General features: G+C 70.0%; 13 protein-coding genes. 4 read left to right on the top strand and 9 right to left on the bottom strand.

The window, feature by feature from the left end; genetic code table 11:
- Positions 1-152 precede the first annotated feature (152 nt).
- Entirely contained in the window at positions 153-1,118 is a 966-nt protein-coding gene (locus tag PS467_RS24825) for a 1-aminocyclopropane-1-carboxylate deaminase/D-cysteine desulfhydrase (RefSeq protein WP_311037084.1), read from the bottom strand.
- Between the two features lie 297 nt (positions 1,119-1,415).
- Here PS467_RS24825 and PS467_RS24830 point away from each other — a divergent pair, with 297 nt between their 5' ends.
- The 4 genes from PS467_RS24830 to PS467_RS24845 all read left to right on the top strand — a co-directional run bounded on the left by PS467_RS24830 (position 1,416) and on the right by PS467_RS24845 (position 4,101).
- A complete protein-coding gene (locus PS467_RS24830; RefSeq protein ID WP_268973885.1) occupies positions 1,416-1,781 on the top strand; it encodes a hypothetical protein in 366 nt (121 codons plus the stop codon).
- A 106-nt stretch (positions 1,782-1,887) separates the two neighbouring features.
- Positions 1,888-2,061 carry a hypothetical protein gene (locus PS467_RS24835; RefSeq protein ID WP_311037085.1) on the top strand — a complete coding sequence of 58 codons (174 nt, stop codon included), beginning with the start codon at positions 1,888-1,890 and terminating at the stop codon, positions 2,059-2,061.
- 349 nt (positions 2,062-2,410) lie between these two features.
- Positions 2,411-3,274 (top strand): AfsR/SARP family transcriptional regulator, encoded by an 864-nt coding sequence (locus tag PS467_RS24840; RefSeq protein WP_311037086.1) that lies wholly within the window; start codon positions 2,411-2,413, stop codon positions 3,272-3,274.
- Positions 3,274-4,101, top strand: coding sequence for a thioesterase II family protein (locus PS467_RS24845; protein ID WP_311037087.1), 828 nt, complete (start codon positions 3,274-3,276; stop codon positions 4,099-4,101). Before PS467_RS24840 ends, PS467_RS24845 begins: the two co-directional genes overlap by 1 nt.
- A gap of 103 nt (positions 4,102-4,204) precedes the next feature.
- On the opposite strand, the gene PS467_RS24850 is transcribed toward PS467_RS24845, so the two are convergent.
- The 8 genes from PS467_RS24850 to PS467_RS24885 all read right to left on the bottom strand — a co-directional run bounded on the left by PS467_RS24850 (position 4,205) and on the right by PS467_RS24885 (position 14,031).
- The gene (locus PS467_RS24850; RefSeq protein WP_432280626.1) at positions 4,205-5,308 is read right to left on the bottom strand and encodes a branched-chain amino acid aminotransferase; all 1,104 of its coding nucleotides are present in this window, start codon (positions 5,306-5,308) and stop codon (positions 4,205-4,207) included.
- Positions 5,309-5,339: 31 nt separating this feature from the next.
- Entirely contained in the window at positions 5,340-6,584 is a 1,245-nt protein-coding gene (locus PS467_RS24855) for a cytochrome P450 (RefSeq protein ID WP_311037089.1), read from the bottom strand.
- The gene (locus tag PS467_RS24860; protein WP_311037090.1) at positions 6,581-8,470 is read right to left on the bottom strand and encodes a non-ribosomal peptide synthetase; all 1,890 of its coding nucleotides are present in this window, start codon (positions 8,468-8,470) and stop codon (positions 6,581-6,583) included. Before PS467_RS24860 ends, PS467_RS24855 begins: the two co-directional genes overlap by 4 nt.
- A 65-nt stretch (positions 8,471-8,535) precedes the next feature.
- The gene (locus PS467_RS24865; RefSeq protein ID WP_311037091.1) at positions 8,536-8,745 is read right to left on the bottom strand and encodes an MbtH family protein; all 210 of its coding nucleotides are present in this window, start codon (positions 8,743-8,745) and stop codon (positions 8,536-8,538) included.
- 51 nt (positions 8,746-8,796) lie between these two features.
- Positions 8,797-9,843: a class I SAM-dependent methyltransferase gene (locus PS467_RS24870; protein ID WP_311037092.1), complete on the bottom strand. Its 1,047-nt coding sequence runs from the start codon at positions 9,841-9,843 to the stop codon at positions 8,797-8,799.
- Between the two features lie 24 nt (positions 9,844-9,867).
- Positions 9,868-10,821 (bottom strand): fatty acid desaturase family protein, encoded by a 954-nt coding sequence (locus PS467_RS24875; RefSeq protein WP_311037093.1) that lies wholly within the window; start codon positions 10,819-10,821, stop codon positions 9,868-9,870.
- A gap of 68 nt (positions 10,822-10,889) precedes the next feature.
- Entirely contained in the window at positions 10,890-12,197 is a 1,308-nt protein-coding gene (locus tag PS467_RS24880) for a preATP grasp domain-containing protein (protein WP_311037094.1), read from the bottom strand.
- A 40-nt stretch (positions 12,198-12,237) separates the two neighbouring features.
- Entirely contained in the window at positions 12,238-14,031 is a 1,794-nt protein-coding gene (locus tag PS467_RS24885; protein WP_311039947.1) for a gamma-glutamyltransferase family protein, read from the bottom strand.
- Positions 14,032-14,071 lie beyond the last annotated feature (40 nt).

Consider the following 14,071-nt stretch of genomic DNA (forward strand, 5'->3'; position numbering starts at 1 on the left):
GCCACGGGCGCGCGCCAAGAGCGCGGGCCCCGGGTGTGGGTGACGGGTGCGCGCCACCAGCGCGGGCCCCGGGCGCGGGTGGCCGGTGCGCCCACGGGCGCGTGGGGTGCGGGTGCGTGTGACGGTCGTGGCGGTGGTGTCGCGGTCGTGGGTCAGGTGCCGGGGCGCGCTGGGGCGTTCTCCGGGTCTGGTGGGCCGGTGATCACCGCCGTGACCCGGCTGCCCCGGGGCAGGGCGCCCCGTTCCGCCAGGTCGTAGACGGCCCACAGCATCTTCGCCACGTACCGTCGCTCCACCCGCACCCCGTGCCGCTCCTCGAACCGGGCCGCGAACGCCTCCAGTTCCGCCGGGACCCGTCCGTACCCGCCGCCGTGGTAGTCGTGTTCGATCCGCCAGTTGTCGAACGTCCGGCCCCACCCCCGCTGGTGCAGCCGCGTGACCTCGGTGTCCAGGTATCCGGCGCCCCCCTTCAGCACCGCGATCCCCAGCGCACCGGCCCCGGCCGGGAGGCCGGCCGCGATACCGGCCAGGGTGCCGCCGGTGCCGACGGCGCAGCAGACGATGTCGCGCGCCCCCAGATCGGGCAGCTCCGCCGCGACCTCGGCGGCCCCGCGCGCCGCGGGCACGTTCGTACCGCCCTCCGGCAGCACCCAGCACCGCCCCCAGCGCTCCTGGAGTTCCCGCAGGGGGCGAGGGTCGTCCTGGCTCAGGGCGCGGAGCGTCTCGCGATAGGCCGACCGGGTCACGAAGGCCAGCTCCATGCCGGACTCCTCGGCCCGCGCCAGCGACCAGTTGCGGGGCGCGTCCGCCAGTTCGTCGCCCCGGATGATCCCGACCGTCGACAGCCCGTACGCGGCGCCCGCTGCCGCCACCGCGCGGATGTGGTTGGAGTACGCCCCGCCGAAGGTGAGCAGCCGGGTATGTCCCCGTTCGACGGCCGCGCGCACATTGGGAATGAGCTTGCGCCATTTGTTGCCGGGTACCAGCGGGTGAATGAGGTCATCCCGCTTCAGCCGCAGCTCCACGCCCCGCTCGGCCAGCCATGCGTCGGGCACGTCGCGCACCGGCGACGGCAGCCGGGGCTCGTGCCGGGCGGCCAGGTCCGTGGGAACGCTCACCCGTCCATTCTGCCCGCTGCCCTCGATTACCGAGCCACGGCTGCCGTCCATGCCATCCATGGCGTCCATGCCGTTCATTGCCGAGTCGATGTGGCGAAACGGAAAGGGCAACGCGGGACGGGAAAAGCCTTTACGGTGGGTGTTCTGGATATGGCCGCTCAACACTGTACTAACAGGTTTAGGTGCATATCAAAGGTCCGGTGAGCCATCTGCGAAAGGTGGACGGTTCCGGCCATGGCCTAAACCTGCGACCTTTGCCCCCTAGTACCCCGTCTGTCTGGCTTGGACGCTTGTTCGATGTATCTGGTACACGTGCGCATGGGCACGCCCGCGGGTTTCGTCCTGCCTGAGCAGCCACATCGCTGCTTCATCGACCGTGCCTTATCCAGTGAGAAAGTCGAGCACGCGAGCGTGCATTCCGATGAGCCGGGCCTGGTGGTGGTCGGGCTGTTCCTGGTCGCGGAGAGCGTCGTGGCAGCCGAGACCACCGCCCTCGACGTCACCATTCGCACCCTTGCCGGGGAATCGGCGTGGGACGGTGCGCGCATCCTGAGCTGTTCCGTCGCCCTGGTCGCGGACTTCTTCAACCATCTGATCAACGAGAGCTCGGGGGACGGTGGACGGTCTATGCAACTGCCCGATCAGGCCAGCGATGACAGCTGACAACTGATCGCTGGAGAGGCGAAGCTGAATGCGTCAGCACGGAAACGTGCCAGTGCGAATTCGCCTTCCACTCTGTTCTAACACTGCGCCAAGGGAGTGACGGGACATGACCTCTACCCGCATCAAGATCGCGAAGACCCTGGTGGCGATGGTCGTCTCCACCGCCTCGATCGGCTCGGCCGCCGCGCTGGCCACCGCTCAGGACAGCCACCAGCTCCGTGCCCAGGTCGCGACGTCCGAGGCCGTGTACAGCGGCACGGACACCACCGGCTGGGACTGAGCCACCCGGAGGCTCCGGAGGAGACCGTCGAGCAGAGAGCAATCCGCACCTTTCCGCAGACGAATCGCAGTCGAATCTCAGATGATCCGCTGGCCGCGCATGGCGGCCGGCCTGCCCAGGCGGGCCCGCGCCCGGCCCGTACCCCGGCACCCGCCCACACCTCCCGGCACCGCCCAGCTGCGTGAGACGCGCCGCGGTGGACCACCTGGCCCCGGCCGATGCGGATGGCGGCCGACGCGTGCGGCACCCATGGTGGACCTCCGCGGACAAGCCGCTGGGCGGTGGCCAGGCGGCCCCCCGGGACATCAGCAACAACAGACAGCCATGGAAACAAGGATGGTGCACATCAGTGAGTGACCTACGGTTCTCGCTGCTCGGGCCGGTTCGCGCCTGGTTCGGTGGAGAGGAGATCGACATCGGGCCACCTCAGCAACGTGCGATGCTCGCGGTGCTCCTGTTGCGCCTGGGCGAGCCGATCACCGGCGAAAACGCCGTGCGGGCTCTATGGGACGACAAGGCACCGTCGGCCGCCGAGGGCACGGTCCGCACCTACATCTACCGGCTCCGGCACCGGATGACGGACGTCGTCGGGGCCGACCGGCTCGCGATCCGCACCCGCAACGGCGGTTACCAGCTGACGTTGCACGGGGCGACGATCGACACCCATCTGTTCCAGCAGCTCCTGGCCGACGCCCGGCGGGCTCGGGCGGAGGACCGGCTGGACGAAGCGCTGGACCACTACTACGCATGCCTCCAGCTCTGGCGTGGTGTGCCCATCGCCGGCACCTACACCAGCTACTTCTCCGATGAACGGGAACGCCTGCAACAGCTCCGCTTCGACGCGGTCGAGGAGTTCGCGACCGTGGCGATCAGCCTCGGTGAGCACGCCAAGGCCGTACCGATCCTGAAGATGGCGGTGGCCACCCAGCCGTTGCGCGAGAAGCTGTGGGAAGTGCTGATCCTGGCACTGTCCGGACTGGGCAGACGCGCCGACGCGCTGGCCGCCTACCAGGACGCCAGGCGCGTGCTGAAAACCGAACTGGGCCTCGAACCCACCCCCGCCTTACGGGAACTGCACCGCCGGATCCTCGCATCGGAATCGTTCCGCCCGGCGATGCCGGTCGCCGCGGAGCTGTTCCGGCCGGCCGCGTCCGTACCCCGGTCACACATCGCCGACCTCAGCCTGTGGCATGGCTGGGCCGAAGGAGCCTGATGAGCGAGCACATTGCCGAACCCGTGACGAACCCGAGGCCGCGGCGCCCCAAGAAGCCGGCGTGGCTGTCCCGAATGCCCGATCCGGAGGCGGAGGCGCGGCTGTTCTGTTTCCCGTACTCGGGCTGTAGTGCGTCGATGTACAGCCGGTGGCCGCGCCGGATCGGGCCGATCGAGGTGTGTCTGGTGCAGCCGCCGGCCCGGCAGAACCGGATACGCGAACCGCACTACCGGACCTACGAGGCGCTGGCCGCGTCCTTCATCGAGGAGCTGCTGCCCTACTTCGACCGGCCGTTCGGCTTTTTCGGGCACTGCGGCGGTGCGCTGCCCGGTGTCGAGGTGGCCCGGCAGCTGGCCGCGGCCGGTCTGCCGACGCCGCGGCGGGTGTTCGTGTCCTCGCAGGTCGCCCCGCATGACGGACCGTACGGCCGACTGCTGGGGCTGGACTCCGAGGGCCTCGGCGAGGAACTGCGCAAGATGATCGTCAGCCTCGGTGGGGTGCCGACCCCCGAACTGGTCGAGATGGGCCTGGACCTGCTGATCCAGGACATCGACGCGAACAAGCGCTATGTGGTCGAGGAGCGGTTCACCCTGCCCGTCGGCATCACCGCGATCGGCTGGGACGACGACCCCGAGATCCCGATGGACCTGATGGGCGGCTGGAAGGAGACGTCCGAGGACTGCCGCTACACCCTCCTGGAGGGCGGTCACTTCGAGTTCCTCGGCGCTCCGGCGGCGCTGCTCGCGGAGTTCGAGCGCGATCTGACGGCGTCGGCGTCGGCGACGGCGTCGGAGTCGGAGTCGGCGTCGGAGTCGGCGTCGCACTGAACCGACCCTGTGTGATGTGACCCTCTGCGTCCCCACGTGAACCGCCCCGGGCTCCCTGATGCCCACCCGGCCCGGGGCGGTTCATCGTGGGGCACCACGCTTTTCAGGCGATGTGGTGCATCCAGCCGTACGGGTCGTCGGCCACTCCTTCCTGGAGGTCGGTCAGGTGTTGACGCAGCCGCAGCGTGAGCGGGCCGGGCTCGTTGCCGTTGATGGCGAACCCGCCGGTGGCGTGGCGCACCGTGCCCACTGGGGTGATCGCGGCCGCGGTGCCGCAGGCGAAGACCTCGGTCAGCTCTCCCGAGACCGCCGCCGCCTCCCACTCGTCCACCGATATGCGCCGTTCCTCGATGCCGTAGCCGAGGTCGGCGGCCAGCCGCAGCAGCGAGTCCCGGGTGACGCCGGGCAGCAGCGAGCCGCTCAGCTCCGGGGTCACCAGCCGGGCGTCACGCCCGGAGCCGAAGACGAAGAAGATGTTCATGCCGCCCATCTCCTCGACCCAGCGGCGTTCCGCGGCGTCCAGCCAGACGACCTGGTCGCAGCCCTTCTCCGCGGCCTGCGCCTGGGCGACCAGCGTTCCGGCGTAGTTCCCGGCGCACTTGGCCGCGCCGGTGCCGCCGGGCGCCGCCCGGATGTACTCCTGCGACAGCCATACGCTGACCGGCTTCAGGCCCCCGCTGAAGTAGGACCCGGCCGGCAACGCGACCAGCACGTACTGGTACGCGGTCCCCGCTCCGACGGTCAGGTTGGTCGATGTGGCGATCAGCAGCGGCCGCAGGTACAGCGACTGCCCGCGTCCGGAGGGGACCCACCGCTCGTCGAGCGTGACCAGTTCGGTCAGCGAGTGCAGGAACAGCTCCTCGGGCAGCTCCGGCATCGCCAGCCGCCGCGCCGAGGCGCGGAACCGCCGCGCGTTGGCCTCGGGGCGGAAGCAGGCGATCGATCCGTCGGGCTGCCGGAACGCCTTCAGCCCCTCGAAGATGGCCTGCCCGTAGTGGAGTACGGAGGCGCACGGGGACAGCACGAGCGGTTCGTGCGGCCGGACCGCCGCGTTGTGCCAGCCTCGTTCGTGGTCGAAGTCGATCGTCACCATGTGGTCGGTGACGTATCTGCCGAACCCGGGGTCGCCCAGGATCGAGGCGACCTGGCTCTCCGGAGTGATGCGCTCGCTCCGGAACCGGGTGAACGCTGGGGTCATCGTCGTCATGATGCCTCGCACATCCCTGGTCGTGTCGTCGTCACCGACGACGCCTGGTCGCGACAAGCGGCAGGTGCTTGACGCCGGCGATGAAGTTGGAGTGCAGGTGCTCCGCCTCGCCGACCTGCTCGAACTTCTCGAACTGGGCGAACAGCTCGGTGAAGAACTCCCAGAGCGTCAGCCGGGCCACGGCGTGCCCGACGCAGAAGTGCGGCCCGATGCCGAAGGCGAGGTGACGCTTGGCGTTGCGCCGGATGTCGAACCTGTAGGGGTCGGGGAAGACATCGACGTCCCGGTTGGCCGACCCCAGCCAGGCGACGATCGGCTCGCCCGCGCGGATCGTCACGCCGCTGAGCGTGACGTCCTGCTTCGCGTAGCGCATGAAGTGGGTGGCCGGCGACGTCCAGCGCAGCGCCTCCTCGATGCCGCTCTCCAGCAGCTCCGGGTGGGTGGCCCAGTCGTCGTACCCGCCGTTCTCGAGCAGCTCGATCATGGCGCCGTTCGGCACATGGGGCGTGGTCACGTTGGCGCCCAGCAGCAGGCTGTAGCAGTTCGAGACGATCTCGCCGGGCTGGAGCTTCCGCCCGTCCTCGAAGTCCATGGTGCGCAGGACGTCGATCAGGTCACCGTTGCCGTCGCCCTTGCGCTGCGCCATCGCCTCCTCGAAGGTGGCGAACAGCTGCCGGTGCGCGAGTTGCAGGGTTCCCCGGGAGCCGGCCGGGGTGATGAACTCCGGGTCGTCCGGGGCGATGGCCTGGCTGGTCAGATAGGTCAGCCGCGGCCAGTGCTCGCGGTCCAGGCCCATCAGCGTGCCGGTGACCGCCATCGGCAGCTTGCCGGTGAGCTCGGCGAAGTCGAACGGCTCCCCGTCGACGATGTCGCCGAAGAGGTACTTGATCTCGTTGCGGATCAGCGGGCGGTGCCGGTCCAGCACCTTCGCGTTGAGCGCCCGCTGGATCGGGGAGCGCATCCGGGTGTGCCGGGGCGGGTCCGTCGCCGGCAGCTGGCGCCGGCTGGCCGGGTCCTTCTTGCCGAGCAGGTTCAGCAGGGTGCCGTGCTCGGAGGTGAAGACGTGGTGGTCGCGCAGCACCCGCGCGACATCGTCGAACTTCGTCGCGGACCAGAAGCCCAGCTTCGGCGTGACCTGCTGCCAGGGCACCGGCTCGCGCTCGCGCATGGCGTGCCAGATCGCGTGCGGATCACCCTCCCCGTGCAGCGCGGGGTCCACCAGGTCGAAGTGGGCCAGGTCGATGGGCTCGGTTCCGGTCGGCCGGGTCAGCCTCATCGGTTGTCTCCTTCACTGCTCTGGCGCACCAGGTCTCCCCGGTGGACCGTGTCGGGAGCGTCCAAGGTCACGGTCGGCCACTTCTCGTCCCCGGCCTGCGGGGCCTGGGGGGCGGCCTTGCGGTCGACCATCTCGGCCAGCCCGGCCACCGTCGCGTTCTCGAAGAACAGCTGGGCGGCGGGGACGTCGACCGACAGCGCGCGCCGGATCTGGCCGAGCAGGTCGGCGGCGATCAGGGAGTTCCCCCCGATGTCGAAGAAGTCGTCGTGGATGCCGACCTTCTGGACCGCCAGCACGGTCGACCACAGGTCGGCCAGCAGCTCCTCGACCTCGGTACGCGGCTTCTCGTACTCGGTGTCCACATCGCGTGGCGACAGCGCCGGCGCCGGCAGCGACCGCCGGTCGATCTTCCCGTTCCGGGTCAGCGGGAAGGAGTCCAGCAGCACGATCGCGGCCGGAACGGCGTGCCGGGGCAGCTTCTGGTGCAGCGCGAGGCGCAGCTCGCCCAGCAGGCTGTCGTCGTCATCGTGCGGCACCACATAGGCGACCAGGGACTTCTCGCCCGGCACGACGTCCTCGCGGACCACCACGACGGCTTCCTTGACGCCCGGCTGGCCGGTCAGCACGGACACGATCTCGCCCAGCTCGATCCGGTAGCCGCCGACCTTCACCTGGTCGTCGAGGCGGCCGCGGAATTCGATCACCCCGTCGGCGCGGCGGCGGGCCACGTCACCGATGCCGTACATCCGCTCGCCGGGCCGGAACGGGTCCGGTACGAAGCGCTCCGAGGTGAGTCCCGGCTGCCCCAGGTAGCCCCGGGCGAGCCCGGTGCCCGAGGTGTAGAGCAGACCCCATTCGCCGTCCGGGACCGGCCGCAGCTTCTCGTCCAGGACGTACACGTTGGTGTCGGTGATGGCCCGGCCGATCGGCACCGTGTCGCCGACCGGCTCGGTGACCGTGTGGCAGGTGGTGAAGCAGGTGTTCTCGGTCGGTCCGTACCCGTTGACCAGCCGCAGGTCCGGATAGGTGCGGTGGACGGTGTTGATATGCGCGGGGGAGAGCACATCGCCGCCGGCGAGCAGCTGGCGCAGTCCGCGCAGAGACCTCAGATGGCTGTCGACCATGCGGTGGAAGAGCCCGGTGGTCAGCCAGAGCGTGGTGATCTCCTCCCGGTCCAGGCAGTCGGCCAGCTCCGACAGCGACAGCGTGCCGGGCGGGTAGATGACCAGCCGGCCACCGTGCAGCAGCGCTCCCCAGATCTCGAAGACGGAGGGGTCGAACGTCAGCTGGCACAGTTGCAGCCACGTCTCGTCCGGGCCGAACTCCGCGTAGTCGCCGTTGCTGACCAGCCTGGTCACACCGCGGTGCGGCACCGCCACGGCCTTGGGCAGCCCGGTCGAGCCGGAGGTGTAGCACACATACGCCAGGCTCTCGGCGGTGATACCGGCAGACACCGGGTCGGTGCCGGCCGCCGGTCCGTCCGCCGCCTGATCGAGGTTGATCACGGTCGCGTCGACCTCGGGCAGCTGGTCGATCACCGGCTGGTGGGTGAGCAGTACCCGGGCGCCCGACTTCTCCAGCATGTGCCGGAACCGCTCGGCCGGCTCCCCCGGGTGCACCGGCAGATACGCCCCGCCCGCCTTCACGATGCCGACCAGGGCGATCACCATCTCGAAGGAGCGCTCGACACACACCCCGACCACGCTCTCCGGGCCGACGCCGAGCGCCCGCAACCGGTGTGCGAGCCGGGTCGCGCGCTCATCGAGCTGCTGGTACGTCAGGTCTTCGTCCCGAAAGCGCAGGGCCGTGGCACCGGGGCGGCGCCGGACCTGTTCCTCGAACAATTCGGTGATCGTCGCGTCTCGCCAGTCCTGCCTGGTACTCATCCGTTTCTCATCTCCTCTTCGGCCGGCACCGATCCGGCTCGACGGCTTTTTCGGCAGAGTTTCGGTCACGCACCGGCCAGGTGGGCGACCAGGGACGCCGGCCGCATATCCACCCAGTGGCTCTCCACGTAGTCCAGGCATTCCTGGCGGGCGCCGGGGCCGAACACCACGGTCCACCCGGCGGGGGTCTCGGCGAACTCCGGCCACAGCGAATGCTGGTTCTCGGCGTTCACGAGCACCCGGTAGCCGGCGTTGTCGTCCTCGAACGGATTCACCTGTTCACTTCCTTCCGCCGATCGCTCGGCAATCCCGAAATCCGGAAAATTTCAACGTTGCGGCCGCGGCACCAAGTCGTAGAAACTCACCCGAGGTCCGGCCTCGGGGCGCCGGTAGACCCGCCGGCATTCCAGTTCGCTTTTTTCGAAGACCCCCAGCCACGCCGACCGGTCCCGGGGCAGTCCCTGGTCGGTGAGGACGTGGATGAGGAAGAAGTCGTCGTCGTTGTCGCGTGCGTCGTACCTGATCTCCGGTTCACCGACCAGCAGGATCTTCTGCTCCGGAAGGGCCGCCCGATAGGCGTTGAGCAGGTCCACGACGGCCTGCTCACCGTCCCGGAAGTGCTCGTGCAGCGCGCTCACCGTGCACATGCCGTCGGCCTCGAAGCACACGGCCGGCCAGGTGTCCGGGGCGGAGGCGTCGCCGACGACGAACTCGACCCGGTGGGCCACGCCCTGGCGGAGCGCGAGGTCCCGCGCCTCCTCGACCGCGTCCGCGTCGATGTCCAGGCCGACCCCGGTCAGTTCCGGGTCGCGCAGGCAGGCGTCCACCAGCAGGCTGCCGCCGCCGCATCCGACGTCGAGCATCTTCCGCACCCCGCGGCCGCGCATGGCCTCGACGACCACCGGGGTGTGGAAGACGGACGACAGGGTGGCGCAGTGCTTGCCCAGCGGACCGCCCCGGCGCTGCACATCGGTGCCGTACTCGGCCCGGCCGGTGAGCAGCTCGTTGGTCCGGCTGAGGACCGGACCGTAGGCCTCCAGGTAGATCCCCAGCCGGGCGAGGGAGACATCAGAGGTCAAAAGCTCGCCCTGCCGGGTGAGGAAGTACCCCGCGTCCCGCGTCTCCAGCACGCCGCGCATCTCCAGATACCTGAGCAGGTTCTGGCCGATGTCCTCCTTGGTGCCGGCCAGCAGGCCCTCCTCCGGCAGCCGCTTCCCGTTCCGCAGGTTGTTCAGCACACCGCTGTCCACGAACGCGAACAGGGCGTGGCACAAGTTCATCGAGCTGATGAGATCGGGCATGGTGGAAAGCCGGAAGTCCTGCCATGCGGCCAGTTGCTCGCCGTCGCGGAACTCCACTACCTCGGGCGCCATCGGGCCACCTCCACAATTCGAGTACTACCGTCGTGAGTCGTGTTGCGGCCGGGCCTCGGGCTCGATCCGCTTTCCGTAGTCCTGGTTGCCCTTCCACAGGGCGCTGACCAGGCCGGCGTGGAATCCGACATAGGATTTCCCGGTGATGGGATGCGGCTCGGCCAGGGCCTTGCGCAGCCGGTGCAGATTGAGCGATGCCACCGCCGGATAACGGTGGTGCTCGGCGTGATAGTTCGCATTCCACACGAAGAACCTGACGAAAGAATTCGACTCGATCGTCCGGGTGTTGCGTGTGACCTCCGGAACGCCCCACAGTCCGTAGTGCTCCGGCAGGCTCAGAAAGAAGATGGCCGGGACAACGAAGGCCAGCGGCAGCCAATACGCTATCAGCAGCGCATAGGGAAAGGCAATGGTCAGAATTACCATGAGGACAAGCCAGCCGGTGAGCACCCAATTGTCCAGCCGGGCGTCCCGCCGGCGCTCGTCGGTGCTCACACTGGCCGGGAATTCCTTACGCCAGGTCCTGATGATGCGTTTGGCCAGGCCGGGCCATACCGGTATGCCGGAGAACGTGTGCAGATAGCCGCGCAGCGTTTCGAAGGTCTCCTCGGGTTCGGTATCCCCTTCGACTCCCGTGAAGCGGTGGTGCACCAGGTGCTGGTGCCGGTAAATGGTGAAGTTGAGCATGATCGGTGTGCCCCAGAACATGCCCGCGATCCGGTTCCCCCGCTTCGACCGCAGATGGGCCCGGTGCACGCAGTCGTGGGCCGCGTTGATGAAACCGGAGAGCACGAAACCCAGGAACAGCGAGAAAAGGACCGCCCACCAGCCGACGGCGGGCCGCAGGGCGAGATACACCGTCCCCGCGTAGATCACCAGGATCGAGCCGGCCCGTAGCGCGACCCGGCGCCGGTCCGCGGTGGCCAGCTTGGCCAGCAACTCTTTGTCCAATTGCCGAGGCGCTGACGTCTCATTCATAGGGGGGTTGCCTTTCGGGGGTTGCCTTCTTCGCGATGAGGAGGAGGGCGGCCGGCCACCTGGACCGGTCAGCCGACCCGGACCGGTCCGGCGGGCGGCTCGGCGAGTTCGCCGACCACCTGGCGGAGCCGTGCCTCGATGGCCCGCGCCCGTGCCTTGGACGCCGCGATGACCACGCATTCCGAGGTGCTCGCCAGCTGCTCGTCATAGCTCACGACGACCACGCCCTCCCGCGCTTCCGGCTGGAAGTGCAGATCGTGCAGGTGCAGCGCCTTCTCGAAATCCGGGAACCGCATCGGTGTCACGTCCCGCAGGCTGGAGACGACGGACCGGTCCGCGTATCCGGTGCCCAGCAGCCGTTCCCCGATGGTGTGCAGGGCCAGGCCGCCGCCCCACCGCGCGTTCACCTCGTTGAACAGCAGCTCGCCGGCCTCGGTCACCAGGGCGTCCACGTTGATGTGCCCCCGGTAGCCGACCTGGGCGGCGAGCCCGGCGATGCGGGCGGCCTCGGTGGAGGCGTGGTACGCGAGGTCGGGCGGGAGTTCCGCGGGCAGTTCCAGGCCCACCCAGACCAGGTCCGGCCGGGTCGGTTCGGTGTCCGGCCGGCGCCGGATGGTGCCGCTGGCGAGATACCGGGGGAAGCCGTCCGCGTCGATCAGGTACTCGAAGTAGAAGCAGAGCGCGGCCTGGTGGTAGCTCTCCACCACCAGCACCTTCTCCTCGTCGGCCAGTTCGGACCAGACCTGGGCGGCGAGCGCGGGGAGGTCGTCGGTGACCGGCCGCACCTCCCGGACCCCGGGCAGCGGCGGGCTGTCCCCGGCGATCAGGGCCAGGTTGCCCTGCCCGTTCAGGTCGTCGTCCCGTTTGACGATGACGGTGCCGGTCGGCGGCAGATGACGCTCGATCGCGGTCGCCAGTGCCCGTACGGAGGTGACGACCGCACCGGACGGCACGGGCAGCCCGGCCCCGACGGCCAGCTGTCGGAAGTGCGACTTGCGGTTCAGCAGCTCCGGTCCGCGCTGCCCGGCGAACCGCAGACCGTGGTCCGCCTCGATCCCGAGCAGCTCCGCGAGCGCGGCGACCCCCTCGGTGAGCGCGGCGGGCATCAGCTCCCAGGCGGGCGAGGCGGCCATGCGCGACCGCAGCTCGGCCACCAGACCGGGCGAGCACATCGCCTCGTCCGTCAGCACGCCGTCCGCGACCACCACCGTGACCGCGTTCCGCGCCAGCCCCAGCACGTCGTGCACATAGGCGAGGAAGCCCGCGTCGATCGCGACCGGACTGACCACGATGTCTCCGGCCTCCGCCATCCACAGCTGGCGGTAGACCTGCCTGCTGGACATCCCTCCGATGTTCAGCACGATGATTCTCGGCATCAACAGACTCCTGATGTTGTGCGTAAACGGGGCGGGGCGGTCACCGCACGACCCCGTACGCCTGCTGGCCGCGCTGGCTGGCGGCGGCGAACACGCCGCCGTCGGCGTCCGGCCCGGTGGCGCAGACCTGACCCAGCGAGGCGGGGTCCGCGAGGTCGACCTGGTGGCCCCGGCGGCGCAGTTCCGCCACGGTCCCGGGGGCGACGCCGTCCTCCACCACCACCGAGCGCGGCCGGTACTGGCGGGGCGTGAACGACGTGGGGACGGCATCGGTGTGGAAGGTGAGCGCTTCCACGGCTTCCTGGGCGGACATGCCGAAGTCGATGTGGTTCAGGAAGAAGTTCAGCGTCCACTGGTCCTGCCGGTCGCCGCCCGGGGTGCCGAAGGCCAGCTTCGGGCGCCCGTCGTCGGCGCGGACGATGGTCGGGCTCAGCGTGGTCCGGGGGCGTTTGCCCGGCGCCAGGGAGTTGGGGTGGCCCTCGGTCAGCCAGGCGATCTGGCCGCGGGTGCCGAGCGGGAAGCCCAGCTCCGGGATGACGGGGGAGCTGGCCAGCCATCCGCCGCTGGGCGTGGCCACCACCATGTTGCCGTCCCGGTCGGTGGCGGTGACCGTGGTGGTGTCGCCCTTGACCACCGTGCGCTTGAGCACGGTGGGCAGCCCGTTGCGGAGCTGGGCGCGCCAGCCCTCCTCGACGGGCCCCGACGGCTGGTCGGGCAGCGGCGGGAACCACGGCGCGCGCCCGTCCGGGTGGCCGGGGCGCAGTTCGGCGGAGGCCTCGGCGCCGATCAGCGCCCGCCGCCCGGCCGTGTACGCCGGGTCCAGCAGCCCGGCCAGCGGGACGTCGGTGTGGTCCGGGTCGCCGTACCACGCCTCCCGGTCCGCGAACGCCAGCTTCGCCGACTCCACCACGGTGTGGAGGTGGTCGGCGCTCCCGAAGCCCATCGAGCCCAGGTCGAACCCGGACAGCAGCGCCAGCTGCTGGAGGAACACCGGTCCCTGCGACCACGGCCCCGGCTTGTACACCTGGTGGCCGCGGTAGTCCAGGGACACCGGACGCTCCACCGTCGGCCGCCACGAGGCCAGGTCGGTGCCGGTCAGCAGCCCCCGGTTGGGCCGCCCGGTGGCGTCGAGGACGTCGGTGTCGGCCACGAACTTGTCGATGGCCTCGGCGACGAATCCGGTGTAGAACGCCGCGATGGCGGCGTCCACCTGGGCCTCCCGGCCGGACACCGAGGTGGCCTCGGCGACGATCCGGCGGAACGTGCGCGCCAGGACCGGGTTGCGCTGCCGGTCGCCCGCCGCCGGTGCCCGCCCGCCGCGCAGATACGTCTGGCCCGATCCGGTCCAGTGGTCCCGGAACAGCGGGACGAGCACCTCGATCATCGCCGCCGCCTTCGGCAGCAGCGGGAAGCCGTGCTCGGCGTAGCCGATGGCCGGCTCCAGCACGTCGGCGACCCCGAGCCGGCCGTACTCCTTCACCAGGCGCATCCACGCCCCGAAGACACCGGGCACACAGGCCGGGAGCAGCCCGGAACCGGGCACCGTGTCCAGGCCCAGGCTCCGGAACCGGTCGATGGTCGCGGCGGCCGGCATGGGTCCCTGCCCGCAGATGACCTCCACATCGTCCCGCGCGGCGTCGAAGACCATGATCGGGACGTCCCCGCCGGGCCCGTTCAGATGCGGTTCCACGACCTGGAGCACGAAGGCGGCCGCGGCCGCGGCGTCGAAGGCGTTGCCGCCCCGGTCGAACATCGACGTTCCCGCGGCGGACGCGAGCCAGTGCGTCGATGAGACAGCGCCGTACGTTCCATGGAGTTCGGGTCGAGCTAGCACAGCCACGTCCTTTCCTGCTGGGGCGAGCGGTCGGCGCGCG

The sequence above is a fragment of the Streptomyces luomodiensis genome (assembly GCF_031679605.1).
Taxonomy (GTDB): Bacteria; Actinomycetota; Actinomycetes; order Streptomycetales; family Streptomycetaceae; genus Streptomyces; species Streptomyces luomodiensis.